Consider the following 24,465-nt stretch of genomic DNA (forward strand, 5'->3'; position numbering starts at 1 on the left):
GTGAGCATCCACAGCTACGGGACGATGGGCGTGGACTGGGAGGAGCGCGTGCGCTTCGACCGGCTGCGCGACGAGCGGCTGGCGCGCCTGAAGGGGCTGCTGGAGCAGTCCGAGCTCGGCGCCCTGCTGTGCTTCGACATGAGCAACATCCGCTACGTCACCGCGACGCACATCGGGACGTGGGCGGCGGACAAGCTCAACCGGTTCTGCCTCCTGCCCCAGGGCGGCGAGCCGATCATGTGGGACTTCGGCTCGGCCGCCCGGCACCACCAGCTCTACAACCCGTGGCTCGGCGAAGAGCGGTCACGGGCCGGCATCTCCACCCTCCGCGGCGCGATGTCGCCGCAGTCCGGCCGCGCCGAGTCGGTGGCGGAGAAGATCCGGGCCGAGCTGGCGGAGCGCGGCCTGCTCGACGAGCCGGTGGGCGTCGACGCGATCGAGCCCGAGGTGCTGTTCGCGCTGCAGCGCGCCGGCGTGAAGATCGTCGACGGCCAGCAGCTCATGCAGGAGTCGCGGATGATCAAGACGCGCGACGAGATCCTGCTGCTCAACCACGCATGCGGGATGGTCGACGAGGCGTACGACCACCTCTACGAGGCGATGCGCCCCGGCTTCCGCGAGAACGAGGCGGTCGCGCTCGTCAACAAGGTGCTCTACGAGCGCGGCAGCGAGTTCGTCGAGGGCGTCAACGCGATCTCCGGCGAGCGCTGCTCCCCCCATCCGCACGTCTTCACCGACCGCGCGATGCGCCCCGGCGACCCCGCGTACTTCGACATCCTCCACTCGTACATGGGCTACCGCACGTGCTACTACCGCACCTTCGCGGTGGGGAGCGCGTCGCGCGGGTTGGTCGATGCCTACAAGCGGTGCCGCTACTACCTCGACGCGGCGATCGCGCTCATCAAGCCGGGCGCCACGACCGGCGAGGTCGTGCAGGTCTGGCCGAAGGCGCAGGAGTTCGGGTTCCCCGACGAGGAGGCCGCGTTCGCGCTCCAGTTCGGCCACGGCGTCGGCCTGACGATCTGGGAGAAGCCGGTCTTCAGCCGCCTGGTCTCCATCGACCACCCGGAGGTCATCCAGGAGGGCATGGTCTTCGCGCTCGAGACCTTCTGGCCGTCGTCCGACGGCTGGAGCGCCGCGCGCATCGAGGAGCAGCTCGTCGTGACGAAGACCGGCTGCGAGGTCATCACGCGCTTCCCCGCCGAGGACCTCCTCGTCGCCGGCCGCCGGCTCTACACCACCGGCGGCGCGCTGCCGGTCGAGCGCGAGGTCACGAGCGACCGCAACACCGTGCTCGACCACGACGCGCAGACGGCCGTCCCGCGCGTCGCGGCCGACACCGGCGCGTCCGCCGCGCTCGTCTAACCCGCCGCGGCCGCCGGCGCGGGGACCGAGAACGTCCCCGCCCACGTCACGCTCACCGCGCCGTCGCGCTCGACGGCGCGGAGGGCGACGTCGGAGCAGGAGGGGCAGCGGACGACGACCCCGGCGCCGCGGTAGACGCGATGGGCGCCGAGCGGACCGGTGTAGCCGCACGTGCGGCAGCGGCGCTCGACGACCGTGAGGTCGACCGCGAAGACGCCGCCGAGCAGGCCGGCGATCGAGTTGCCGTCGGTGGGAAGGGCGTCGCTCACGAGGAACCTCCTGTGGGGCCGAAGCGCTCGGCGTGGATGTCGCGGGGCGGGAAGCCGAGCTCGACGAGCAGCCCCGTGACGAGCTCGACGAACGGGGTCGGGCCGCACACGAAGACGCGCGCGCCCGCGTCGGCGGCGGGCGCGACGTCGCGGAGCATGTCGAGGTCGACCCGCCGCGTGTAGCCGTCCCACCCGGCAGGCGCCCCGCGCGTGTACGTGTGGACGATCGAGAGCGCGTCCGACAGCTCGGCCAGCTCGTCGGCGTAGAGCAGGTCGCCGGCGGTGCGGGCCGAGACGAGCAGCGTCGCGGGCACCGTCGATCCCCGCGCGGCCCGGTGCCGCACCATCGCCATCAGCGGCACCAGCCCGCTCCCACCGCCCACCAGGAACAGCGGGGCATCGCCGTCGGAGGCGGACCAGGTGAAGTGCCCGCCGATCGGGCCGCGCAGCTCGAACACGTCGCCCGGCTCGATCACCTCGACGAAGTACGGCGACACCTCGCCGTCCTCCACGAGCTCGACCGTCAGCTCCACCCGATCCAGCTCGGGCGCAGACGCGATCGAGTACGAGCGCTCGGCCTGGTAGCCGTCCGGCGCGGTCAGGCGCACGTCGACGTGCTGGCCGGCGCGATGTCCCGGCCAGTCGGGCACGTCCAGCACGAGCGTGCGGGCGGACGGCGTCTCCACCACCACCTCGCGCACGACGGCCTCGCGCCAGACGACGCGGGCGCTCGCAAGCGGCGGCATCAGTCGTTCCAGTACCGCTGCTCCCGCCACGGGTCGCCGTAGTTGTGGTAGCCGACCGACTCCCAGAAGCCCGGGACGTCGTCGTGCGTGAGCGTCAGCCCGCGCACCCACTTGGCGCTCTTCCAGAAGTACAGGTGCGGCACGAGCAGGCGCGCGGGCCCGCCGTGCTCAGGGTCGAGCGGCTCGCCCCCGTACTCGTACGCGATCCACGCCTTGCCGTCGAGCAGGTCCTCGAGCGGCAGGTTGGTCGTGTAGTCGCCGTCGCACCAGGCGGTCACGTAGTCGCCGGACGTCTCGACGCCGTCGAGCAGCGTGTCCAGCGAGACGCCCTTCCACGACGTGTCGAACTTCGACCACTTCGTGACGCAGTGGATGTCGACGGTGATCTCCTCGGCGGGGAGCGCGAGCAGCTCCTCCCACGTCCACGAGGCCGACGCGGCGACCGCGCCGTCGATGGTGAGCGACCACTCGTCGAGCGGCGTGTGCGGCGTCGGCCCCGCGGAGAGGACCGGGAAGTCGGGCGTGAAGTACTGCCCGGGCGGAAGCCGGGCGGGGTCGACGTCGGGGCGACGCCGGCCGAAGAAGCCACGGGAGACGGGAGGCATGGTCAGGTGCGACGCTACGAGACCCGTCAAGCCCGTGCCAACCGTCAGATGACTGGTGTCATGCCGGCCACCACTCCGGCACGACGTCGCCGTCGCCCTGGTGGCGCGGCCCGACGGCCAGGACCTCGAGCCCCTCGTCGCCCGCCTCGAACGCCCGCGTCACCGGCGGGGCGACCCGCACCGCGTCGCCCGGGCGCACCTCGATCACCTCGTCGTCGAGCGCCAGCCGCCCGGCGCCGCGCAGCACGACGTAGACCTCCTCGGCGTTGACGTGCACGTGGCCGAACATGGCGCGCTTGCCGGGGCGGAACGACTGGACGCTGACGCCGGTGGCCTTCGTGGCGAGGGCCGTGTTGGCGAACCGCGCCTCCCCCATCTCGCCGTAGCCGAACTTGGCGGCCTGGTCCTCGACCTCGCCGAGCGCGACCTTCGTGTACGGGGGAACGCCCTCCGCCGCGTCGACGTACCCCTTGCCGCCGACCGGCTGCAGGTCGAACGACGTCGAGCTCTCACGGTCGAGCAGCGGGAGCACCTCGGCGATCTTCTCGGGGACGCCCTCCTGCTTCAGCGACGCCTGGAGGTCGTCCATCGAGCGCCACTGCTCGTCGACCCAGACCGTGTCCGGGTCCTGCGGGTCGCGGCACACCACGTACCGCTCGCAGCCGGGGAACCGCTCCAGGCCGGCGGCGGCCTCCAGCAGCTTCTCGACGAGCTCGTCTCCCTTGCCGGGCTGGGCCTTGGACTTCGCGAAACGTACGACCTTGCTCATGGCCGGGACGCTACGCGCCGTCCCCACATCCGTCTTGGAAGAACACGACATCCGGCGGGTGCCGCGCGGGAGGCGCGGGTATGCGACCCGACATGGCGTCCGACGATCAGCGCGAGGATCCGCACGCCGAGGCTGCGGAGGAGATGCGCCGGCTGGAGCAGTCCGACGAGGTCCCGAAGGACCCGTCCGACTGGCCCGGCGGCGAGGCGAAGTACGTCACCTACGGCGGGGAGAGCGACGAGCCGTATGGCGAGGGGCCGACGGCGAAGCTCGGCCCCGCCGAGGTCGAGCACCACGAGGACGGCTCGGTCTCGGTGGCCGGCGAGCAGGTCGACGACCCGTCGGCGTTCAAGGGCGAGCCGATCACCAGCGGGGTGATCGAGCAGATCGAGCAGTCCAAGGTACGGTCCGACCATGAGCACGACCGAGAAGCCTGAGATCGAGATCCCCGACGGGTCGCCCTCCTACCAGCTCGAGATCGAGGATCTCGTCGTGGGCGACGGCGACGAGGCGACCGCCGGGAACGTCGTCGAGGTGCACTACGTCGGCGTGTCGTGGCAGACCAAGCAGCAGTTCGACGCCTCGTGGGATCGCGGCTCGACCTTCAAGTTCGGCCTCGGCAAGGGCCAGGTCATCCCCGGCTGGGACCAGGGCGTCGCGGGCATGAAGGTCGGCGGCCGCCGCAAGATCACGATCCCGCCGAACCTCGCCTACGGCAAGCGCGGCGCGGGCGGCGTGATCGGCCCGGACGAGACGCTCGTCTTCGTCGTCGACCTCGTCGGCGTCAAGTAGCCGCAGGCGCGCCCAGCAGCTCCGCGTACACCTCGGCCGGGTCCGCGCTCAGCGCGGCCTTGGCCGCGGCCGTGTCGGCGTCCGCGATCACCTCGTGGGCGCCCGCCGCGACCCCGTCGAGCGTCGCGCGAACGACGTCCGCGGGGTCGTTCTTCGGGATGTCCCAGCCGGCCATCATGTCGGTGTCGGTCGCGCTGAGGTAGACGCCGGTCACGAGCGTGCCCTGCGCGGCGAGCTCGAGCCGGACGCCGTTCGTCAGGCTCCACGCCGCGGCCTTCGACACGGCGTAGGCGTTCGCGCCCTGAACCGACAGCCACGACAGGCGGCTGTTGACGTTGACGATCGCGCCGCCGCCGTTGGCGCCGAGGATCGGCGCGAACGCGCGGATCGTGGCCAGCGGGCCGTGGAGGTTCGTCTCGAGCTCGAGCCGGATGCGGTCGAGGTCGCCGGTGACGAGGTCGCTGTAGGTGCTGACGCCGGCGTTGTTGACGAGGAGCGTGACGTCGGCGGCCGCCGCGGCGACGCGGGCGACGGCCTCGGGGTCGGTCACGTCGAGCGCGAGCGGCACGACGCCCTGACGGGCCTCGATCGAGCGCGGGTCGCGGGCGGTCGCGTAGACCTTGCGCGCACCGCGCCCGAGCAGCTGCTCGGTGAAGTGGCGGCCGAGGCCGCGGTTGGCGCCCGTGACGAGGGCGACGCTGCCGGTGATGTCCATGTCGACCACCGTACGGTCGCCTGCGAGCGTCTCAATGGCTCCCGAGCGCGTTCTGTTGTCCGATACGCTCATCCACGTGGACGTCCTGAGTGACCTGCTCGCCGCCGCCTCGGTCCGGGGCGTCCTCGGCGCGCGCATCGAGGCCGGTTCGGACTGGGGCTGGTGGTCGGCCCAGAGCCACGGCGCGGCGTTCCACGCGGTGACCTCGGGGACGATGTGGCTCCACGTCGACGGGGACGAGCCGCGCGAGCTGCTCGCGGGCGACGTCGTGCTCCTCCCCCGCGGGACGCAGCACGTGCTCGGGAGCGACCTGGCCGCCTTGCGCCGCACGGGCCCGGGCCGGTTCGACGCGGCCGACACCGGCGACACGAGCGGGATCGTCCGCATCGGCGTGCCGCCCGAGCGGACCCACATCCTGTGCGCGCACTACCTGCACGACGCGGCCGTGGCCACGCCGGTGCTCCCCGCGCTCCCCGACGTCGTGCACGTGCGCGCGGAGGACGGCGACGACGGGCTGGCGGACACGGTCCGGCTCCTGGGGCGGGAGCTCGCGCGGCCGCGACTGGCGACCTCGGTCGTGCTCGACCACCTCGTCGACATCCTGCTCGTGCAGCTGCTGCGCGCGTGGCTCGAGACCGCGGCACCCGACGCGGTGCCCCGGGGCCTCGGGGCGCTGCGCGACCCGGTCGTCGGGGCGGCGCTCGCCCATCTGCACGCGCGGCCCGACGCGCCTTGGACGGCGGAGTCCCTCGCGCGCGAGACCGCGGTGTCGCGCGCGACGCTGGCGCGCCGGTTCACGACGGCGCTCGGCGAGCCGCCGATGGCCTACCTGACCCGGTGGCGGATGGACCTCGCGACCCGCCGCCTGCGCGACACCGACGACCCGCTGCCGGCCGTCGCGGAGGCGGTCGGCTACACGTCGCCGTACGCGTTCAACAGGGCCTTCGCGCGGGCGCGCGGCGTGCCGCCCGGGCGGTACCGGGCCGCCGCGCGTGCCGCCCGGGCCACTACTGCAGCTGCCGCCTAGCGCAGGCGGCGGAACGCGGCGCGGACCTCCTCCGCGAACAGGCGCGGCTCCTCCCAGGCGGCGAAGTGCCCGCCGCGGTCGACCGCGTTGTAGTACGCGAGGCCGGGGTAGACGGTCTCCGCCCAGCTGCGCGGCGCCGCCCAGATCTCGCCGGGGAACGCCGTGAAGCCGACCGGCACCGTGACCGGCGGCGGCAGCTGGCCGGAGGCCGTCGCGGCGGCGAGGAAGCGCCCGAACTCCCAGTACCAGCGGGCCGCGGACGCGCCGGTGCCGGTCAGCCAGTAGAGCGTGATGTTGTCGAGCACGCTGTCGCGCGTGAGGCCGCCGGTGGCCTGGCCGTCGACGAACGCCCGGGCGATCTTCGTGTAGCTGTCGGTGTCGTGGTCGAGGATCCAGGCCGCGAGCCCGATGGGCGAGTCGAGCAGCGAGTAGCCGATCGTCTGCGGTCGCGTGGACTGCTCGAGGAAGTAGCCGAAGCCGTCGGTGGTGAACGTCGTGAGCGCGGCGAGGGCGGTGCTCTCCTCGTCGGTGCGGGCGGGCAGCTGGTCCTTCAGGCCGAGCGCCGTGGCGAGCAGGTTGACGTGGATCCCGACGAGCCCGGCCGGGCCCTGGCGGCCCATCGCGTCCGTCACCGCCGCGCCGACGTCGCCGCCCTGGGCGACGTAGCGCGTGTAGCCGAGGCGGGTCATCAGCTCCGCCCACGCCTGCGCGATGCGGCCGTTCTCCCAGCCCAGCTCGGCCGGCTCGCCGCTGAACCCGTAGCCGGGCAGCGACGGCAGCACGACGTGGAACGCGTCCTGGGCGGTGCCGCCGTGCGCGGTCGGGTCGGTGAGCGGGGCGACCGTCTCGAGCAGCTCGACGACGGAGCCCGGCCAGCCGTGGGTCATGATCAGCGGCAGCGCGTCCCCGTGCCGCGACCGGATGTGCAGGAAGTGGACGTCGACGCCGTCGATCGTCGTGACGAACTGCGGGAGCGCGTTGAGCTTGGCCTCGCACGCGCGCCAGCTGTACTCGGTCGTCCAGTACCGGGCGAGCGCCTGCATCGCCGCGAGCTGCACGCCCTGCGAGCGGTCGGCGACGAGCTCGCGGGAGGGCCAGCGCGTCGCCTCGACGCGGCGGCGCAGGTCGGCGAGCCGCTCCTCGGGGACGTCGATCCGGAACGGGCGGACGGTAGTTGTTGCGGCCGTGGTGGACATGCGGCGCTCCCTCGGTTGGAACCTCCGCGAACCTACGCCCGCCGCCGCCGCTTCCCGGTCGCTTTCGGCAGGGCGGTCCGGGGTCGAACGGCATGGCCGTCAGTCGCCCACGCGGCGCAGGCCGTGTGGCGTGGTGTGGAGGCGCTCGTGGCCGTCGTCGGTGACGAGGAGCAGCTCGCCGACCTGCACGCCGGCGGTCTCGTCGCGCGTGCAGACGTTGGGCTGGACGACGATCGTCATCCCCGCCTCCAACCGCAAGTCGGGTGCAGGTCGCAGCTCACGTGAGCTCGAGCCGAGGACCGGCGGCAGGTAGCCGCCGACGAAGCCATGGACGAGGTCGTCGCGGGTGGTGAAACCGGCGTCCTCGATCACCCGCGAGGCGTCGACCAGCTCGTGCGCGTGAGCGCCGGCCCTGACGCGCGCGACGATCGCGTCGAAGGCGGCGGTGGCGACGGCGTGCAGCTCGGCGTAGCGCGGCGTCGGGTCGGCGGCGATCGCGAACGTCCGCAGGACTTGGCCGGGGTGGTCCCACCATGCGGCGCTGATCTCGCACACGAGCGCGTCGCCCACCTGCAGGCGGCGGGTCGTCGGCCACTGTGCGGGTGCGGCGAGGCCGGGCGCGCCGCTCGCCATCGGGTTGGCGGCGAAGTAGTGGATGTGGGTGGTGCCGCCCTGCGCGAGGTAGGCGGCCTCGCACGCGGCGCCCAGCTCGCGCTCGTCGACGCCGGGGCGCGCGGCGTGGGCGACTGCCTCGACCGCCGCGTCGGTGAGCGCGCAGCCGGTCCGCAGCCACGCCAGCTCCTCCTCGGACTTGCGCAGGCGCAGGCGCGTCATGCCGGCGTCGAGGGCGACCAGCTCGACCGCTTCCTGGAGCGCCGCCGCCGCGCGCCACGGCAGCGGACCGATCACGCCGACCCGCCTCCCGCCCCGCGCGCGCACCTCCGCGCGCGGCAGCTCCAGGCCGCGCCCCTCCAGCCCGCGCACGTCGCAGCCGGCGGCCATCGCCGTCGCGTTCGGGACGTGGTTGTAGAAGTCCACCCACAGCACGGGCCGCTCGCCGGGCGTGAGCAGCGCGACCGCCTCGCGGGTGACCGGCCAGCGCGTGAGCCACGGCACCGCCGAGCCGAACCGGTTCGCGCCGTAGACGAGGACGTGGTCGGCCGCATGCTCGGCGGCGAGCGCCTCGACCGCCGCGCGGCGGCGGGCCAGCTCCGCGTGAGAGAAGCGCGGGTAGTCGCTCACGCGTCGGCCCGCGCGCCGCGCAGGACGTCCATCACCGCGGCGACGATGCCCTCGTAGCCCGTGCAGCGGCACAGGTTCCCGGCGAGCGCGGCGCGGATCTCCTCCTCGTCTGCGTCCGGGCGGTCGCGCACGAACGGCTCGAGCGACATGAGGAACCCCGGCGTGCAGAAGCCGCACTGCAGCCCGTGGTGCTCGTGGAGCGCCTGCTGGAGCGGGTGGAGCGTGCCGTCCTCCGCGGCGAGCGCCTCGACGGTCCGCACGTGCTTGCCGGCGGCCTGCACCGCGAACATCAGGCACGCGCGGACGGGCTCGCCATCCACCTGCACCGTGCACGCGCCGCAGACGCCGTGCTCGCACCCGACGTGGGTGCCGGTGAGGCCGAGGTCGTGGCGGAGGACGTCGCTGAGCAGCGCACGCGGCTCGACGTCCACGACGCGGCGCTCCCCGTTGACGTCGAGCGCGACCTTCACGCGGCGCCTGCCTCGCGGAGCGCGGTACGGACGAGCTTGCCGGTGAGCGCGCGGCGCCACGGGTCGGCGACCGCGCGCGCGGCGATCTGCGCGACCTCCGCGGCGGGGACGCCTTCGGTGAGCGCGCCCTCGGCCTCGCGCGCACGGACGGGAGTCGGGCCGGCGCCAAGCAGCGCGATCGCGCACCGCTGGGGCGCGACGACGGCCGCGGCGCCCGCGATCGCCCAGTCGCCGTGGGTGCGGGCGTACTCGACGAACGCCGTTCGTGCGTGATCGGGCAGCGGCGGGATCTCGATCGCCACGAGCAGCTCGTCGGCGTGCAGCGCGGTGGTGAGGTGCGTGACGAAGAAGTCCGCGGCCGCGAGCGTGCGGGTGCCGCCGGCGGCGGAGCGGATGACGAACCGCGCATCGAGCGCGCTGAGGGCGACCGGCAGCTCCGCGGTCGGGTCGGCGTGCGCGCACGAGCCGCCGATCGTGCCGCGCGAGCGGATCTGCGGGTGGCCGACGTGCCTGACCGCCTGGGCCAGCAGCGGCCACTCGCGCGCGATCAGGCCGGAGCGCTCGACCGTCGCGTGCCGCGTGAGCGCGCCGATGCGCAGGGCGCCCTCCGCCTTGCGGACGTAGGCGAGGTCACCGATGCCGTTGAGGTCGACGAGCGTGCCGGGTCGCGCGAGGCGGAAGTTCATCACCGGCACGAGGCTCTGCCCGCCGGCGAGGGCCTTCGCGTCCTCGTTGGCGGCGAGCAGCGCGAGCGCGTCGTCGACCGTGCGCGGGGCCTCGTAGGTGAACGGCGCGGGCTTCACGCGGGCGGCACCGGCGGGAGGACGACGGCGCGCGGGCGGCGGCGCAGCACCAGCGCGGCGAGGAGCCCGACGGCGAGCCCGGCCGCGAACACCACGGCGCGCTCGGCCAGGGCGCCGCGGGTGGCGGCGGAGAGGTCGAGGACGTCGTCCGCGCCGGCCGCTCCCGCCGCCGCACCCGCACCGGCGCCGGCCGCCGCGCCCGCGCCGGCATCCTCGAGCTCCCGCTCCAGCCGCCCGGCGAACTCGCCGAGGATCGCGCCTGCGACGTCCTCCATCAGGTTGCGGCCGAGCTGCGCCTGGCGGCCGGTCACGTGCATGTCGGTCTCGACGACCACGCGCGTGCCACCGGACGCGGCGGGCGCGACGCGCGTGGTGATCGTCGCCGCGGCGCTGCCCTGCCCGCGCGCCTCGCGCCCCTCGACGCGGTACGACGCGACGCGGCCGTCCTCGTCGACGTCCTGCACGCGCGCAGTGCCGGCGTACTCGGTGGTGACCGGGCCGAGCTTGATCTTCATCGTCCCGCGCCAGGTGCCGCCGTCGCCCGCGGGGTCGATCGTCGCGCCGGGCAGCGCGCGGGCCACGCGCGGGACGTCGAGCAGCGTCGACCACGTGCGGTCGACCCCGGCGCCGACGTCGAACTCGTTCGTGAGCTTCATGCGTCCTCCTGGAGCGCGTGCCAGAGCGTCTCGGCGGTGTACGGCGGGTCGACGTGGCGGCCGCCGAGCGCGTCGGCGACCGCGTTCGCGACGGCGGGCAGCGTGCCGATCGCGCCGCCCTCCCCCAGCCCCTTCGCGCCGAGCGGGTTGTGCGGCGAGGGCGACTCGACCACCCCGAGCGCGATCGGCGGCATCTCGGCGGCGGTGGGGAGCGAGTAGTCGGCGAACGACGCGGTGCGCAGCTGCCCGGCGTCGTCGTGCACGGCCTCCTCGACCAGGCACTCGCCGAGCCCCTGCGCGATCCCGCCGAGCACCTGCCCGTGCGCGAGCAGCGGGTTGACGACCGTCCCGCCGTCGTCGACCCCGGCGAGGTGGAGCACGCGCAGCACGCCGGTCTCGCGATCGATCGCCACCCGCGCCGCGTACGCGCCCGACCCGAACACCTGCGGCGACCGGAACCGCCCCGCCGCCTGCAACCCGACCTCCGCGCCCTTCGGCAGCCGCGCCGGCTGGTACGCGAGCGCCGCGACCTCCCGCCACGACACCGCGCGCCCGTCCGCCGCGACGAACGCGCCGGCTTCGAACCGCACCGTCTCCTCCGGGACCGAGAGGGCGTGCGCGGCCAGCATGCGGCCGCGGGCGACGAGCTTGTCGAGCGCGACGACGATCGCGCTCCCGCCCATCGCGACCGAGCGCGACGCGAACGTGCCGACACCACGCGGCACGACGGCGGTGTCGCCGAAGCGGAGGCTGACGTCGTCCATGGCGACGCCGAGGCGGTCGGCGGCGATCTGCGCGAACGTCGTGTCGTGGCCCTGGCCGTGCGGCGAGGACCCCGAGCGGATCACGACGCGGCCGGTCGGCTCGATCGTCACGTCGGCGCTCTCCCACATCCCGCCGGCGCGCTCGACGTAGAGGCCGACGCCCTCGCCGACCACCTCGCCCTCGTGGACCGGAGCGTTCCGTTCCAGCAGCTCGAGCGCGAGGTCGAGGCACCGTTCGTAGTCGCCGCTGTCGTAAGTGAAGCCAAGCGGTGTCGCGTGAGGCCAGGCGCGGACGAGGTTGCGGCGGCGCAGGTCGACCGGGTCGAGGCCGAGCGCGCGCGCCGCGTCGTCCATCGCCCGCTCGACGAAGTAGGCCGCCTCGGGCCGGCCGGCGCCGCGGTACGGCCCGGTCGGGACCTTGTCGGTGCGCGCGCCGACGACCTCCACCTCGGCGGCCGGGAACGCGTACGCCCCGCACATCAGCATCGCCGCGGTGTGCGGCGGGATCGCGGAGGTCGTGAAGAGGTACGCGCCGAGGTCCGCGGTGATCCGGGCGCGGAGCGCGAGCACGGTGCCGTCTTCGTCGAGCGCGAGCTCCACGTCGGCTTCCATCCCGCGGCCCTGGTAGGCGGCCTGGAAGTTCTCGAGCCGATCCTCCGCCCACTTGACGGGCCGCCCGACGTCCGCGGCGGCGACGCAGAGCGCGGCGACCTCCGCGCCCACCACGCCCTTCGAGCCGAACGCGCCGCCGACGTCCGGGACGACGACGCGGATCGTGTCGTCGGGGCGCGTCAGCACGTGGGACAGCTGCGCGAGCGGCCGGTGCGGGTCCTGCGCGCTGCACCAGACCGTCAGCTCCCCACTGCCCGCGTCGTGCTGCGCGATCGCGCCGCGCGTCTCCATCGGCGCGGCGACGAGCCGCGGCAGCCCGTACGTCCCGCGGACGACGTGCGCCGCGGACGCGAACGCGGCGGAGACGTCGCCACCGTTCCGCACGAACCGCATGTGGGACTGCGGAGCGTCACGCGCGGCGACCACGGCGTCGAGCGGCTCGTACTCCACCTCGACCAGCTCCGCGGCGTCCTCCGCCAGCGCGCGGGTCTCGGCGACGACCAGCGCGACCGGCTGGCCGACGTACCGCACCTCGTCCTCGGCCAGCACCGGGTGGCCGGCATCGTCCGCGATCTCGCCGCTCTCCGGCACCTGGACCGGAAAGGGCCGCACGCGCCCGGCGAGGCCGGCCGCGGTGAAGACCGAGACGAGCCCCTCCGCCGCGTCGGGCACCGTGATGGAGACGACGCGCGCCCGCGCGTGGGGCGAGCGCACGAACGCGGCGTGCGCGAGGCCGGGGAGGTCGAGGTCGTCGAGGTACCGCGCGTGGCCGCGGAGGATGCGCGCGTCCTCGCGGCGCGGCACGGGCGTCCCGACGAGGCCGCGCGGGGGTGCGGCGGAGGTGCGCGCGGCGGAGGTCACGCGGGCGCTCCGGCAGGCGCGGCGGGCGCGGCGGCGGCGGACGCGGCGGCGGACGCGGCGGCGGGCGCGAGCGCGTCGGTGATCACCCGCAGCGCGGCGATGCCCTCGTCCGCGCCGGTCTCCGGCCGCGCGCCCGTGGTCATGCAGCGCGCGAACTCCGCGAGCTCGTCGGCGAGCATGTCGACGTCGTCGAACCAGACCGAGCGGCCGTTCACCGTCACCGTGGTCGCGCCGTCGAGCGCGCGCGAGTCGGGCCAGACGGAGAAGTCGGTGCGCACCTCGCAGACCCCCTCCGTCCCCTGCAGCCGCAGCCACAGCGTCTTCGGCGAGACGTACGAGCCGGTCACGACGCCCAGCGCGCCGGACGCGAACTCGAGCGTCACCACGCCGACGTCGTCGATGTCCGCCGCGGTGGCGACGTGGGAGAACCGGCCGCTCGACCGCGCGACCGGGCCGAGCCACGAGATCAGCGTGTCGACGTGGTGGATGCCGAGCTGCATCAGCGGGCCGCCCGGGTTGCGCGCCCGCGCGCCGCGCCACGCGCCGGTGCCGAACGACCCGGGCAGCGAGAACGTCGCCTCTGCCAGCACGACCTGCCCCAGCTCGCCGCCCGCCACCAGCGACGCCACCTTCCGCGCCGCGCCGAGGCGCCGGAACGCGTGGCCGACCATCAGCGTCACCCCCGCCGCCGCGCACGCGTCGCGCATCCGCTCCGCCGCGGCGACCGTGTCGGCAATCGGCTTCTCGACGAACACGTGCCGGCCCGCCGCAGCCGCCGCGACGACCTGCTCCTCGTGCACGTCGTTGGGTGTCAGCACGAGCACCCCGCGCACGTCGGGGTGGCCGACCGCCGCGGCGAGGTCGGGCGCGGCGTCGCACCCCAGCGACGCCGCGACCTCCCGCCGCCGCGCCTCGTCGCGCACGTGGACGCACGCCACCCGCAGCCCCGCCCGCGCGCACGCGGCCGCCATCCGGGTGCCCCACATGCCCGCCCCGAGAAGGGCCACTCCGGGAGGGCGCTCGGAGGGGCCGCGCGAGGGTGCCGGCGGGCGCGTCACGCCGCGGCGACCTCCGACGCGGGCGCGGGCGCGGTCGCCCCCAACCGCTCCGCGATCCAGTCGCCGACGAGGGGGCGCGACTTGAACGGGACGTTGTTGCAGACGTGGGTGCCGTGCTCGTACAGGACCCACTCCGCACCCGGGATCTCGTCCGCGATGCGCTTCGTGTCCTCCCACGGGATCAGGCGGTCGAGCTTGCCCGTGAGGATCAGCGCGGGGACCGCGATGCGTTCCGCGACGCCGGCCAGGCACAGCTCCGCCGCGCGCTCCCGCGCCTCCGCGTCCGACGACGCGCCGGTGTGGTGCCGCAGCGTCTCCCGCGTGAGCGACGGCAACCCGTCCCAGTTCGCGCTCATGTCGTACGGGCCCGAGATCCCCACGACCGCCCGCAGACGCGGCTCGAAGGCCGCCGCCCGTGGCGCGTAGTAGCCGCCCATCGACACGCCGACCGCGCCGATGCGATCGAGGTCGACGACGTCGGCGTACGGCGCGAGCGCGTCGAGGACCGCGCCGACGGGCTCCTCGTACCGCGGCGTGATCGACAGCGCGAACCCCGACTCCCCCTGCCCCGGCCCGTCCATCGACAGCGTCGCCATCCCGCGCCGCAGGAAGACCTCCTCGAGCCAGAAGAACTCCTCCTTCGTCGAGTCCAGGCCGGGGATCAGCAGGACGAGCGGCGGACGCTCCGCCCCGGGCGGCCGCCGCAGGTTCGCCGCGAGCGAGGCGCCGCCGAAGGGCACCTCGATCCGCACCGCGGACGGGTCGAGCAGCTCGTGCGCGGCGGCCATCGCGGCGATCGCGCGCGCGGTCGTCTCGCGGTTGCGCTCCGCGTCGAGCACCCAGACGAACTTCGCGAAGTGGTACGAGACGGCGGCGCGGAGGAACGCCTCGCCGGCGGACACCAGGTGCCCGTCGTCGCGGGCGCGCCGCGCGTCGGCGAGGTGGTCGTCGGCGACCGCGACCCACGCCTGCAGCCAGTCGTCCCACCGCTCCAGCGCGCCCGTGACGCGCTTGAAGTCGTCGTACGCGATGCCGTTGGCGATGAGGCGCGAGCCCCAGTGGTCAATGGCGGCCTGCACGCGGGCGTCCGGCATGGGACACCACCTCCTCCAGACTGGTTCCGAGATCCTGCAGCAGCACGACCGCGGCGTTGCGCCCCGGTCCACCGGTGATCGAGCCGCCCGGGTGCGTCGTGCCGCCGGTCTGGTAGAGCCCGGGGATCGGCATCCGGTGCGAGGCGTAGCCGGGCACGGGCCGAAGCGCGCCGCTCTGCGCGAGCGTCCGGTCGCCGCCGTGGAACGTGCCGCGGATCATGTGCTCGTTCGCGCGCTCGACGTCCTCGGGCATGCGCACGAGCCGGTCGAGCACGCTGGCGGAGAACCCCGGGCAGACGGCCTCGACGCGCGCGAGCAGCGCGTCGGCGAACGCCGCGGCGCGGTCCGCGAACCCGTACGACTGCGGCGCGAGGAACTTCACCGTGTGGTGGCCCTCCGGTGCGCGGCTCGGGTCGACGAGGGTCGGGGTCGCGACGAGCACCCACTGCGGCTCCTCCACCCACGCGCCGTCGCGCAGCAGGCGGTTGAACGCGACGACGTCCTCGGGCCAGCCGGCCAGCCCAGCCGACACCGCGCTGCGCGGCCCTGCGTCGGTCTCGAACTCGGGCGGCGCGCTCGTCGCGAGGAACGTCGCGCTGCACGGCACGCCGACGTCGAACGTCTCGACGCCGTACAGGAAGTCCTCCCCCCACGCCTCGGCGGGCGCCATGTCGACGAGGTGCTTGACGTGGATCGTCGAGACGACCGCGTCGCGCGCGAGGTACTCGTCCCCGCCCTCGGTCCGCACGCCCACGCACGCGCCGCCGTCGCCCAGCACGAGCGACGACACGCGCGCGGAGCAGACGACCGTCCCGCCGCGAGACTCGATGCACCGCACGAGCGCGTCGGTGAGCTGCCCGGAGCCGCCGCGCGGGATCGACCACGACCGCTTCTGCCGCCCGAACACGACCGACGACGCCAGCACGCCGGAGCCCGGGGCGTCGACCGGCACGAGCGTCTGGTACGCCTGCCAGAGCAGGAACGCCTGCACGTGGCGCGACTCGAACTCGCGCGTGATGACGTCGTAGGCCGAGAGCGCCGCGCGCCGCCGCCACACGCCCCCGCGCGGGTGCGCGCGCAGCCGCTCGTCGAGCGACGGCCCGAACCCGACCGGCGTGAACGACGCGGCGCCGAAGACGTGCTTGACCTCGTCGTACTCGGCGAGCAGCCGCCGGTAGGCCGCCGCGTCGGCCTTGCTGAACCGCGCGATCTCCTCGCACGTGCGGTCGAGGTCGAGCCACGCGGTCAGGTGCTCGCCGTCGGGGAGCGCGACGTGCGCGAACGGGTCGGGCGCGAGGTACTCCAGGCCGTGCTCGGACAGCAGCCCGAGCTCGTCGTTCATCAGCACCGGGTTGGTCTGGATGAGCGTGTGACCGGTCGAGCACGAGTCGAGCAGGTAGCCCGGCCCCATCAGCTCCTCGGTCGCCGCCCCGCCGCCCGGCACGGCGCGCGCGTCGAGCACGACCACGCGACGGCCGGAGAGCGCGACGTAGGCCGCGGTGATGAGCGCGTTGTGGCCGGCGCCGGCGACCACGACGTCGGCGTGGACGGTCGTCATGCGGGGATCTCCAGTCCGAGCAGGCGCGCGGCGTTCCCGCCGAGGATCGCGGCCTCGTCCGCCGGGTGCAGCCGCGCGTCGCGGACGGTGTCGGCCGGCCGCAGGTCGCCCATGTCGAACGGGTGGTCGGAGCCGAGCAGCACCCGGTCGGCGCCCACGGTGTCGACCAGCGCGCGCAGCAGGTCGAGGTCGTGCACGACCGTGTCGAACAGGAACCGCCGGAGCGACCGCTCGACCGGCTCCTTCGACCTCGAGCGCGCTTGAGGTTGGAACGAGTGCGCGTGCCGCAGCCGCCCGCGCAGCGCCATGATCGCCCCGCCGCCGTGGGCCAGCAGCACGCGCAGCTCGGGGTGGCGCTCCATCGTCCCGGTGAGGAGCAGATGCGCCGCGCAGACGGTCGTCTCCATCGGGTTGCCGACCGCGTTCCAGAGGTAGTGCTCCTGGAACACCGGCGCGGGGAAGCCGCGGGTCGTCGGGTGGATGAACACGAGCGCGCCGGTCTCCTCGGCCGCCACCCAGAACGGCTCGAAGGCGTCGTCGCCCAGGAACGTCCCGTTCACCGACGCCGCCACCTCGACGCCCCGCAGGACGCCCTCGGCCATCACCGAGCGCAGCAGCGCGGCGGCCCGCACCGGGTCCTGCAGCGGCACGGTCCCGAGCGCCGCGACCCGGTCCGGCCGCGCGCGCACCATCCGCGCCAGCGCGTCGTTCTGCAGCCGGCAGCGCCGCTCGGCCTCCCCGACCGACGGCGCGTCGTAGCCGAGCAGCACGACGAGCGGGCAGAGCACGACGACGTCGGTGCCCGCGCGGTCCTGGTCGGCGAGGACGAGGTCGAGGTCGGTCCACTCGCGCACCGCGCTGCGGATCTCGCGCCCGTCGAGCTCCACGGCCTGCGCGCCGGACGGCCCGCTCACCTGCGGCCGCCACGCCTCCGAAGGCGCGGCGCTGCGCAGCAGCTCCGGCGGGATCACGTGAGCGTGCGCATCGATCACCATCAAGCCACCACCAAGATCAGGGCGCCGCCCACCACGAGCGCGGCACCGGCCCACAACGTCCGTGTCACGTGCTCGCGGTCCCGCCCCGCGATCACCGGCGCGAGCAGCAGCACGACCGGCACCGACAGGAGCGAGAGCGCGAGCACCGGCCCGACGTCCTCGCCGTCCAGCGCCGCCCACCGCCACCACGTCGAGACGGCCACCAGCGCGCCCGCCAGCAGCTTGAGCGGCATCGCCGCGCCCGTCACCGCCCGCAGCGCGCCCGCGCCGCCGCGCGACAGCACGTACGCGGGCGCGAAGAGCACCACCGACACGAGCAGCCCGAACGTCAGCCCCACCAGCGGCGACCCCTCGGACGACTCGAGCCCGTGGAGCACGAACGTCGGCGACAGCGCCCACAGGAAGGCGCATCCCAGGCCCGGCAGCGCGTCGCCCCACGACGCCGCCGTCTGCCCGCCGCGCGCCGCCACGAGCCACGCCCCGAGGACCATCACGCCGATCGCCGCCAGCGCGACGAGCCCCGGCAGCTGCCCGAGCGTCACCGCCGCGATCGCCACGCCGAACACCGGCACGGTCGTCAGGAGCGGCGACGTGCGCGCCGCCCCGATCCGCTGCTGCGACAGGTTCAACAGCGACCACCCCGCGAGGAAGTGGAGGACGCCCGCAACCGCGAAGTCGAGCAGCGCGCCCGCGGGCACGTCGCCGAGCTCGCCGACCCGGCCGGCCGCCACCGTCGCCGCCGACAGCGCGACCGCCGCGCAGCACACCTGCACGAACGTCGACGCGTACGGGTCGTCGCTGCCGCGCAGCGCGCGCACGTTGACGCTCTGGAACAGGCCGAACCCGACCCCCGACGCGGCGGCCAGCAACGCTCCGCTCACCTTCGCCTCAGGTCGCCGGCACGATCCGCGACGCCGGCGGCGACGCGGATGCCGGCGCGGCCGACGGCGCGGACGCCGCCCGCCGCGACTCCTCGATCGAGCCGCCGAAGTACAGCGCCGCCATCTCGGGGTTGTTGAGCACGTCATCGGCCTTGCCGGTGAGCAGCACGCGGCCGCTCTCCATCACGATGCCGTGGGTCGCCAGCCGCAGCCCGAACCGGACGTTCTGCTCTACCAGCAGCACCGTCTTGCCGGCGGCCACGAGGTCCTTCACGGTGCTGAAGACGACCTTCAGCGCCTTCGGATCCAGGCCGAGCGACGGCTCGTCGAGCATCACGAGCTTCGGGTCGAGCATCAGCGACCGCGCGATCTCCACCTGCCGCCGCTGGCCGCCGGAGAGGTTGCCCGCCTTCTCCCCCGCCCGCTCGGCGACGATCGGGAACTGCTCCTCGATCGCCGCGTACCGCTGCTGCAGCAGCTTCTTGTCGCGGCGCAGGATGTAGCCGCCCATCAGGACGTTCTCGCGCACCGTGATGTTCGGGAACAGGCCGTTGGACTGCGGGACCTGCGCGACGCCCTTGCCGAGGATGTCCCCCGGCGCGATCGACGTGATGTCCTCGCCTTCGAGGAAGATGCGCCCCACGCGCGGCTTCAGGAGCCCGCTGATCGCCCGCATCACCGTCGACTTGCCCGCGCCGTTCGGCCCGACGATGCAGCCGATCTGCCCCGGCTCGAGCGCGATGTCCACGCCCTGCAGCACGTCGCCGCCGCCGTAGCCGGCGATGACGCCTTCCATCCGCAGCAAGCTGCTCACTGGCTCACCCCCACGGGCGCCTCGAGGTTGAAGTCGTCGCCCAGGTAGGCGTCGAGCACCTGCGGGTCCTTCTGCACGCTGTCCGGCGTGCCCTCGCAGATGCAGGTCCCGCGCGCGAGCACGAGGACCGGGTCGCACAGCCCGAGCACGAACGGCATGTTGTGCTCGACGATCAGGAACGTCGTGCCCTGCCGGTTGAGGATGCGGATCATCTCGCCCATCCGCTCGATCAGCGTGGGGTTGATGCCGCCGGCGGGCTCGTCGAGCATGATCAGCTTCGGATCGAGCATCAGCACCTGCGCGAGCTCGACCAGCTTCTGCTGGCCGTACGACAGCGCTCCGGCCTGCTGCTGCGCGAACCGCTCCATCCCGACGAAGGTCAGGAGCTCCATCGCGCGCTCGGCCTCGTCGCCGCGCATCGCGCCCGCGTTGAGCTGCCCGAGCGAGAACGTGTGCAGCGGCGCCACCACGTTCTCCAGCACCGTCATCTCCTTGAACAGGCGCGTGATCTGGAACGTGCGCCCGATGCCGAGGTGCGCGCGCCGGTAGGGCGGCAGCCTGTCGATCCGCTGGCCGTCGAACCAGACCTCGCCGGCGGTCGGGGTCATCGTCCCGCCGATGAGGTTGAACGCGGTCGTCTTGCCCGAGCCGTTCGGCCCGATCAGCGCCGTGATCGATCCCTGCGGCACCGAGAACGAGCACGCGTCGACCGCCTTGACGCCGCCGAAGTGCTTGGCCAGGCCGCGCACCTCCAGCAGCGGCTCGCCCGCCGCCACGTTCGTCGCCGGCGGCTTGGTGCGCTCGCTCACCACGAGCGGGCCGTCCAGGCGCGCGCCGACCAGGCCGGCCTGGCCCTTCGTGCGCCGCGCCTCCAGCCGCTCCTTGACCGTCGGGATGATCCCCTTCGGCAGGAACAGGACGACGAGCGCCATCAGGCCGCCGAAGATCAGCAGGCGCGAGTTGCCGCCGCCCATCTGCTGGTTGGCCAGCTCGTTGAGCGGCTCGACGAGGAACGCGCCCAGCACCGGGCCCCACAGCGTCCCGCGACCGCCGAGCAGCATGCACAGGATGATCTGGACGGAGATGACGATGTCGAACACGCCGCGCGGGTCGACGAACGCCGTGTAGTACGCGTAGATGCCGCCGGCCATGCCGATGTACACGGCGCTCGCGATGAAGCCCAGTGTCTTGTAGACCGGCGTGTTGACGCCGACGGTCGCGGCCTTGTCCTCGTCCTCGCGCATCGCGATGAGGCCCATGCCGAACTTCGTCCGGCGGATGCGCCACGACGTCAGCAGCGCCACCGCCAGCAGCGCGAGCAGCGCGTAGTAGAAGGGCCAGTACTGGTAGGCCACGTCCCACATCGGGATGGGGAGCGAGAGGCCCTGCGTGCCGTTGGTGAGGCTGTCCCAGTTCGTCGCGACGAGCTGCGACAGGAACAGCAGGCCGATCGTGAGGATCACGAACGAGTGCCCGCGGGTGCGCATCGCGATCCCGCCCATCAGCAGCGCGAACAGCGCGGCGACGAGGCCGGCGACGGGGACCCACACGAACGGGTTCCCGCCGACCTTCAGCGCGCCGAGCGCGACGGTGTACGCGCCGACGCCGATGAACGCGCTCTGCCCCAGCGAGATGTAGCCGCCGTAGCCGCTGATGATGTTCAGCGACACGGCGCCCACCGCGAAGATCATCGAGAGGATGATCATGTTCTGGTAGAAGAGGTCGTCGCTGAGGACCGGGTAGAGCGCGACGAAGATCGCGCCGGCGACGGGCAGCAGCCCCCACCCGCCCAGCGGCAGCCGCTTCGGCGGCTTGGCCTTCGGCGCGGCGCCGGCGGCCGTGGCCATCGGAGCCTGCGGTGCTGACGTGCTCACAGCGCGACGTCCTCCCGGAGCCGAGCGCCCATGAGGCCCTGCGGCCGCACGAGCAGGACGATGAAGATGACGACGAACGGCACCGCCGTGGCCCACTCGGGCCCGATGTAGGTGGCGGTCATCGTCTCGCCGACGCCGATCAGCAGCGCGCCGATCACCGCGCCGGGCAGCGAGCCCATGCCGCCGAGCACGATGATGCCGAGCAGGCGGCTGATCCACACGTAGTGGGAGCCGGGCAGGAACGGGTACAGGACGCTGACGATCGAGCCCCCGGCGCCGGTGACCGCGATGCCGACCGCGAACGTCATCGCGGCGACCGCGGCGACGTTGACGCCGACCAGCTCGGCGCCCTGCGGGTTGACGGCGCTCGCCCGGATCGCGCGGCCCGTCCAGGTCTTGCTCAGGAAGACGTAGAGCCCGAGCAGCACGCCGACCGCGACGAGGCAGCCGTACACCTGCGCCTTCGGCAGGAAGATCTCCCCGATGCCGAACGACTCGTCGAAGTACGGCGTGCGGACGGCGTGCGACGTGTTCCCCCAGATGATCCCCATCAGCCCTTCGAGGACCAGCGCGAGGGAGAACGTGAGCAGCACGCTCGACGACGGCGGGGCCTTGCGGATCGGCCGGATGGCGGCGTTGTAGAGCAGCCAGCCGAAGCCGAACATCAACGGCGTCGTGAAGAGGATCGAGACGAGCGGATCGATGCCCGTCGCGTCCCACAGCGTCCACGTGACGAAGGCGGCCAGGATGAGGAACGCGCCGTGCGCCACGTTGATGACGTTCATGACGCCGAAGATCAGCGTCAGACCTGCTGCCAGCAGCGCGTACACGCCGCCGATCAGCAGGCCCAGGATCAGTGTCTGGAGGAGCTCGGTCACGGCTAGCCGCCGTAGGTCTCCACGATGGTGTCGCTGGTGGCGGCCTCCTTCGGCAGGACGATCTCCGCCTTGCCGTTCTGCCACTGGCCGACCAGGAACTCGCCCTCGGGGCGGCCCGCTTCGTCCCAGCTCAGCGGGCCGAGGATCGTGTCCACGGTGTTCTCGCGCAGCCAGTCCGCGAGCTTCATCTGGTCCTTGCGCTCGACGGAGCCGACGGCCTTGGCGGCGGCCTCCATCACCTGCGCGGCGGCGAACGCGTCGGCCGCGTCCTCCGGGACGACCTCGGTGCCGAACATCTCGGCGTACTTGCCGACGAACTCCTCGTTGCCCGGGGTCGCGGCCTCGGGCGTGTGGCTCACCGCGTAGAAGATGCCCTCGGTCGACTCCTTGCCGACGCCCTCCAGGTACTGGTCGCCGAACGACGGCGCGGAGGTCTCGAACAGCATCTTGGGCTTGAAGCCGACCTTCTTGAGCGCGCGGACGAAGCCGACGCCGTCCGCGAACGTCGCGCCGTGGATGACCGCATCCGGGTTCTTGGACTTCACCGCGTTGGCGATCGAGTCGAAGTTGCTGGTGTCGGCCGGGTAGGTCGACTGCTGGACGGTCTTGATGCCTGCGGCCTCGAACTTCTCGCGGATGCCCTCGAGCACCGGGATCGCGAACGGGTCGTCGAGCGTCGGGTAGGCGGCGGTCTTGGGCCGCTTGTCGGCCGGGAGGCTGAGGACCCAGTCGGCCCACACGTCGCCCTGCTTGTTCGACGTCGCCTGCTGGGCGAAGAAGATCGTCTTGTAGCCGCGCTCGAAGATCTCCGGCGCGCCGCCCGCGGGCTCGACGTAGAGCATCTTGTTGCGCTCGGCGACCGTCGAGGCGGGGATGTTCAGCAGCGAGGAGAACGTGCCCATCAGCAGGTCGACCTTGTCGCGCGAGATCAGCGACGTGTAGTCGGAGACCACGGTGTTCTGGTCGCTGGCGTCGTCGCGGAAGATGAACTTGACCTGCCGGCCGAGCAGGCCGCCCTTCTCGTTCGTCATCGCCTGCCAGACCTCGTAGCCCTGCTTGGCCGCCTTGCCCGGCTCGGAGAACTCGCCCGTCAGCGGCAGCGAGGCGCCGATCTTGATCTCGCCTCCGCCGCCTCCGCCGCCCCCGGCGGAGGCGTTGTCGTCGTCCGAACCGCACCCCACGGCGAGCGCGGCGAGGCACGCCGCGAGCGCGATGAAGGGCGCCATTCCCTTACGCATGAACCCTCTCCTCCTCGTGAGTTGCAATCGTTTGCAGCTCGTGCGCTGCAAACGTTTGCGAGAACCCTGGGCCGGAGGCTAGACCGCAGTGTGACGGTCTGTCAAGAGGATTTCGACGGGCGCCTTCAGGAACGCCCGTGGAGCGCGGCGACCGGCGGCGCCGTCGATCCCCGGACGACGAGCTTCGTCGGCAGCGTCACGTGACGGGGCGGGGCCTGCGGGTCGGCCAGCCGCTCGAGCAGGAGCGCCGCCGACTCCTCCCCCAGCTCGTCGTGCGGGACGCGGACGGTGGTGAGCGGCGGGTCGAACCGGTCGCTCCAGTCCATGTCGTTGAAGCCGACGACTGAGACGTCGCCGGGGACGTCCTTGCCGGCCTCGCGGAGCGCGTCGATCGCGCCGAGCGCCATGAGGTCGTTGCCGGCGACGATCGCGGTGAGCTCGTGGCCGGAGGCGAGCAGCTCCTTGGTCAGGCGCGCGCCCTCGGCCTCGGCGTACATGCCGCCGATCGCGATGAGCTGCTCGTCGACCTCCAGGCCCGCGGCCTGCATCGCCTCGCGGTAGCCCTGCTGGCGCTCGTTGCCGGTCGAGAGCCCGAGCGAGCCGCCGACGTGGGCGATGCGCTCGTGGCCGAGCTGCCGGCAGTGGTCGACCGCCAGCCGCATCCCGCCGTGGTCGTCGGCGACCACCCACGGCAGCGACGCGTCGTCGGTGACGCGGTTGACGAGGACGAGCGGCGTGGTCGCGGCGACCTCGAAGAGGAGCGGGTGGTCGCGGTGCGCGGTGGCGGTGATGAAGCCGTCGACCTGGCGGGCGCGGAGCGCGTCGAAGCTGAGCCGCTCGCGCTCGGGGTCGTTGTCCGTGTTGGCGAGCAGGCTCGTGTAGCCGGCGGGCTCGAGCTTGGCCTCGATGCCGCGCGCGATGGGCGGGAACAGGGGGTTCCTGAGGTCCGGGACGACGACGCCGATCGTGTAGCTGCGGTTGGTCTTCAGGCCGCGCGCGATCGGGTTCGGGCGGTAGCCGAGCTTTGCGGCGGCCTCGAGGACGCGCTTGGCGGTGTCGCCGTTGACGAGCTCGCGCGTCTCCGTGTTGAGCGCCCGGGAGGCGGTCGCGGGGTGGACGCCTGCCTCGGCGGCCACGTCACGGAGGGTCACGGTCTTCTCGCTCGGCATCACGGATGATCATC

At 73.6% G+C, this 24,465-nt stretch carries 25 protein-coding genes; 4 read left to right on the forward strand and 21 right to left on the reverse strand.

Going from position 1 to position 24,465, the window contains the following annotated elements; all coding sequences use genetic code 11:
* Nucleotides 1-1,365 carry a M24 family metallopeptidase gene (locus AC1UE5_RS24340; protein ID WP_482928524.1) on the forward strand — a complete coding sequence of 455 codons (1,365 nt, stop codon included), beginning with the start codon at nt 1-3 and terminating at the stop codon, nt 1,363-1,365.
* Here the strand turns inward: AC1UE5_RS24340 and AC1UE5_RS24345 are convergent.
* The 4 genes from AC1UE5_RS24345 to AC1UE5_RS24360 are packed head-to-tail and all read right to left on the reverse strand — an operon-like array spanning nt 1,362 to nt 3,754.
* A complete protein-coding gene (locus AC1UE5_RS24345) occupies nt 1,362-1,634 on the reverse strand; it encodes a DUF6510 family protein (protein WP_482928525.1) in 273 nt (90 codons plus the stop codon). The two genes, AC1UE5_RS24340 and AC1UE5_RS24345, sit on opposite strands and share 4 nt — an antisense overlap.
* The gene (locus tag AC1UE5_RS24350) at nt 1,631-2,380 is read right to left on the reverse strand and encodes a ferredoxin reductase (protein ID WP_482928526.1); all 750 of its coding nucleotides are present in this window, start codon (nt 2,378-2,380) and stop codon (nt 1,631-1,633) included. The genes AC1UE5_RS24345 and AC1UE5_RS24350 overlap by 4 nt, the downstream gene beginning before the upstream one ends.
* On the reverse strand, nt 2,380-2,985 hold the full coding sequence (locus tag AC1UE5_RS24355; protein ID WP_482928527.1) for a sulfite oxidase-like oxidoreductase: 606 nt from the start codon (nt 2,983-2,985) through the stop codon (nt 2,380-2,382). The genes AC1UE5_RS24350 and AC1UE5_RS24355 overlap by 1 nt, the downstream gene beginning before the upstream one ends.
* Nucleotides 2,986-3,043: 58 nt before the next feature.
* The gene (locus tag AC1UE5_RS24360; protein ID WP_482928528.1) at nt 3,044-3,754 is read right to left on the reverse strand and encodes an antibiotic biosynthesis monooxygenase; all 711 of its coding nucleotides are present in this window, start codon (nt 3,752-3,754) and stop codon (nt 3,044-3,046) included.
* 92 nt (nt 3,755-3,846) lie between these two features.
* Between AC1UE5_RS24360 and AC1UE5_RS24365 the strand changes: the two genes are divergently transcribed.
* A complete protein-coding gene (locus tag AC1UE5_RS24365) occupies nt 3,847-4,191 on the forward strand; it encodes a hypothetical protein (protein WP_482928529.1) in 345 nt (114 codons plus the stop codon).
* Nucleotides 4,169-4,546, forward strand: a complete 378-nt coding sequence (locus AC1UE5_RS24370) for an FKBP-type peptidyl-prolyl cis-trans isomerase (protein WP_482928530.1) — start codon at nt 4,169-4,171, stop codon at nt 4,544-4,546. Before AC1UE5_RS24365 ends, AC1UE5_RS24370 begins: the two co-directional genes overlap by 23 nt.
* On the opposite strand, the gene AC1UE5_RS24375 is transcribed toward AC1UE5_RS24370, so the two are convergent.
* Complete coding sequence (locus AC1UE5_RS24375; protein WP_482928531.1) at nt 4,539-5,261, reverse strand: SDR family oxidoreductase; 723 nt, start codon at nt 5,259-5,261, stop codon at nt 4,539-4,541. The genes AC1UE5_RS24370 and AC1UE5_RS24375 overlap by 8 nt on opposite strands.
* A gap of 76 nt (nt 5,262-5,337) precedes the next feature.
* Here AC1UE5_RS24375 and AC1UE5_RS24380 point away from each other — a divergent pair, with 76 nt between their 5' ends.
* Nucleotides 5,338-6,288 (forward strand): AraC family transcriptional regulator, encoded by a 951-nt coding sequence (locus AC1UE5_RS24380; RefSeq protein ID WP_482928532.1) that lies wholly within the window; start codon nt 5,338-5,340, stop codon nt 6,286-6,288.
* On the opposite strand, the gene AC1UE5_RS24385 is transcribed toward AC1UE5_RS24380, so the two are convergent.
* The 16 genes from AC1UE5_RS24385 to AC1UE5_RS24460 all read right to left on the reverse strand — a co-directional run bounded on the left by AC1UE5_RS24385 (nt 6,285) and on the right by AC1UE5_RS24460 (nt 24,451).
* The gene (locus tag AC1UE5_RS24385) at nt 6,285-7,484 is read right to left on the reverse strand and encodes an epoxide hydrolase family protein (RefSeq protein WP_482928533.1); all 1,200 of its coding nucleotides are present in this window, start codon (nt 7,482-7,484) and stop codon (nt 6,285-6,287) included. The two genes, AC1UE5_RS24380 and AC1UE5_RS24385, sit on opposite strands and share 4 nt — an antisense overlap.
* A 99-nt stretch (nt 7,485-7,583) precedes the next feature.
* Nucleotides 7,584-8,726: a M24 family metallopeptidase gene (locus AC1UE5_RS24390; RefSeq protein WP_482928534.1), complete on the reverse strand. Its 1,143-nt coding sequence runs from the start codon at nt 8,724-8,726 to the stop codon at nt 7,584-7,586.
* Complete coding sequence (locus AC1UE5_RS24395) at nt 8,723-9,196, reverse strand: (2Fe-2S)-binding protein (protein ID WP_482928535.1); 474 nt, start codon at nt 9,194-9,196, stop codon at nt 8,723-8,725. The genes AC1UE5_RS24390 and AC1UE5_RS24395 overlap by 4 nt, the downstream gene beginning before the upstream one ends.
* A complete protein-coding gene (locus AC1UE5_RS24400) occupies nt 9,193-9,999 on the reverse strand; it encodes an FAD binding domain-containing protein (protein ID WP_482928536.1) in 807 nt (268 codons plus the stop codon). Before AC1UE5_RS24400 ends, AC1UE5_RS24395 begins: the two co-directional genes overlap by 4 nt.
* Entirely contained in the window at nt 9,996-10,655 is a 660-nt protein-coding gene (locus AC1UE5_RS24405; RefSeq protein WP_482928537.1) for an SRPBCC family protein, read from the reverse strand. Before AC1UE5_RS24405 ends, AC1UE5_RS24400 begins: the two co-directional genes overlap by 4 nt.
* Complete coding sequence (locus AC1UE5_RS24410) at nt 10,652-12,892, reverse strand: xanthine dehydrogenase family protein molybdopterin-binding subunit (RefSeq protein ID WP_482928538.1); 2,241 nt, start codon at nt 12,890-12,892, stop codon at nt 10,652-10,654. Before AC1UE5_RS24410 ends, AC1UE5_RS24405 begins: the two co-directional genes overlap by 4 nt.
* A complete protein-coding gene (locus AC1UE5_RS24415) occupies nt 12,889-13,899 on the reverse strand; it encodes a Gfo/Idh/MocA family protein (RefSeq protein WP_482928539.1) in 1,011 nt (336 codons plus the stop codon). Before AC1UE5_RS24415 ends, AC1UE5_RS24410 begins: the two co-directional genes overlap by 4 nt.
* A gap of 47 nt (nt 13,900-13,946) precedes the next feature.
* Entirely contained in the window at nt 13,947-15,044 is a 1,098-nt protein-coding gene (locus AC1UE5_RS24420) for an alpha/beta hydrolase family protein (protein ID WP_482928540.1), read from the reverse strand.
* Nucleotides 15,013-16,602: a phytoene desaturase family protein gene (locus tag AC1UE5_RS24425; protein ID WP_482928541.1), complete on the reverse strand. Its 1,590-nt coding sequence runs from the start codon at nt 16,600-16,602 to the stop codon at nt 15,013-15,015. Before AC1UE5_RS24425 ends, AC1UE5_RS24420 begins: the two co-directional genes overlap by 32 nt.
* Complete coding sequence (locus AC1UE5_RS24430) at nt 16,599-17,597, reverse strand: amidohydrolase family protein (protein ID WP_482928542.1); 999 nt, start codon at nt 17,595-17,597, stop codon at nt 16,599-16,601. The genes AC1UE5_RS24425 and AC1UE5_RS24430 overlap by 4 nt, the downstream gene beginning before the upstream one ends.
* Nucleotides 17,597-18,478 carry an EamA family transporter gene (locus AC1UE5_RS24435; protein WP_482928543.1) on the reverse strand — a complete coding sequence of 294 codons (882 nt, stop codon included), beginning with the start codon at nt 18,476-18,478 and terminating at the stop codon, nt 17,597-17,599. Before AC1UE5_RS24435 ends, AC1UE5_RS24430 begins: the two co-directional genes overlap by 1 nt.
* A 7-nt stretch (nt 18,479-18,485) precedes the next feature.
* Nucleotides 18,486-19,292, reverse strand: coding sequence for an ABC transporter ATP-binding protein (locus tag AC1UE5_RS24440; RefSeq protein WP_482928544.1), 807 nt, complete (start codon nt 19,290-19,292; stop codon nt 18,486-18,488).
* A complete protein-coding gene (locus AC1UE5_RS24445) occupies nt 19,289-21,166 on the reverse strand; it encodes a branched-chain amino acid ABC transporter ATP-binding protein/permease (RefSeq protein ID WP_482928545.1) in 1,878 nt (625 codons plus the stop codon). The genes AC1UE5_RS24440 and AC1UE5_RS24445 overlap by 4 nt, the downstream gene beginning before the upstream one ends.
* Complete coding sequence (locus AC1UE5_RS24450; protein ID WP_482928546.1) at nt 21,163-22,044, reverse strand: branched-chain amino acid ABC transporter permease; 882 nt, start codon at nt 22,042-22,044, stop codon at nt 21,163-21,165. The genes AC1UE5_RS24445 and AC1UE5_RS24450 overlap by 4 nt, the downstream gene beginning before the upstream one ends.
* A 2-nt stretch (nt 22,045-22,046) precedes the next feature.
* On the reverse strand, nt 22,047-23,282 hold the full coding sequence (locus AC1UE5_RS24455) for an amino acid ABC transporter substrate-binding protein (RefSeq protein WP_482928547.1): 1,236 nt from the start codon (nt 23,280-23,282) through the stop codon (nt 22,047-22,049).
* A gap of 125 nt (nt 23,283-23,407) precedes the next feature.
* Complete coding sequence (locus tag AC1UE5_RS24460; protein WP_482928548.1) at nt 23,408-24,451, reverse strand: LacI family DNA-binding transcriptional regulator; 1,044 nt, start codon at nt 24,449-24,451, stop codon at nt 23,408-23,410.
* Nucleotides 24,452-24,465: the final 14 nt, after the last annotated feature.

The organism is Parviterribacter multiflagellatus, from assembly GCF_056863265.1.

Bases quoted from the DNA above. Each gene is read 5' to 3' on its own strand.
- AC1UE5_RS24365 (WP_482928529.1), top strand. From the start codon at position 3,847: ATGGCGTCCGACGATCAGCGCGAGGATCCGCACGCCGAGGCTGCGGAG.
- AC1UE5_RS24460 (WP_482928548.1), bottom strand. From the start codon at position 24,451: ATGCCGAGCGAGAAGACCGTGACCCTCCGTGACGTGGCCGCCGAGGCA.
- AC1UE5_RS24360 (WP_482928528.1), bottom strand. From the start codon at position 3,754: ATGAGCAAGGTCGTACGTTTCGCGAAGTCCAAGGCCCAGCCCGGCAAG.
- AC1UE5_RS24375 (WP_482928531.1), bottom strand. From the start codon at position 5,261: ATGGACATCACCGGCAGCGTCGCCCTCGTCACGGGCGCCAACCGCGGC.
- AC1UE5_RS24385 (WP_482928533.1), bottom strand. From the start codon at position 7,484: ATGTCCACCACGGCCGCAACAACTACCGTCCGCCCGTTCCGGATCGAC.
- AC1UE5_RS24420 (WP_482928540.1), bottom strand. From the start codon at position 15,044: ATGCCGGACGCCCGCGTGCAGGCCGCCATTGACCACTGGGGCTCGCGC.
- AC1UE5_RS24455 (WP_482928547.1), bottom strand. From the start codon at position 23,282: ATGCGTAAGGGAATGGCGCCCTTCATCGCGCTCGCGGCGTGCCTCGCC.
- AC1UE5_RS24370 (WP_482928530.1), top strand. From the start codon at position 4,169: ATGAGCACGACCGAGAAGCCTGAGATCGAGATCCCCGACGGGTCGCCC.
- AC1UE5_RS24425 (WP_482928541.1), bottom strand. From the start codon at position 16,602: ATGACGACCGTCCACGCCGACGTCGTGGTCGCCGGCGCCGGCCACAAC.
- AC1UE5_RS24350 (WP_482928526.1), bottom strand. From the start codon at position 2,380: ATGCCGCCGCTTGCGAGCGCCCGCGTCGTCTGGCGCGAGGCCGTCGTG.
- AC1UE5_RS24430 (WP_482928542.1), bottom strand. From the start codon at position 17,597: ATGGTGATCGATGCGCACGCTCACGTGATCCCGCCGGAGCTGCTGCGC.
- AC1UE5_RS24405 (WP_482928537.1), bottom strand. From the start codon at position 10,655: ATGAAGCTCACGAACGAGTTCGACGTCGGCGCCGGGGTCGACCGCACG.
- AC1UE5_RS24355 (WP_482928527.1), bottom strand. From the start codon at position 2,985: ATGCCTCCCGTCTCCCGTGGCTTCTTCGGCCGGCGTCGCCCCGACGTC.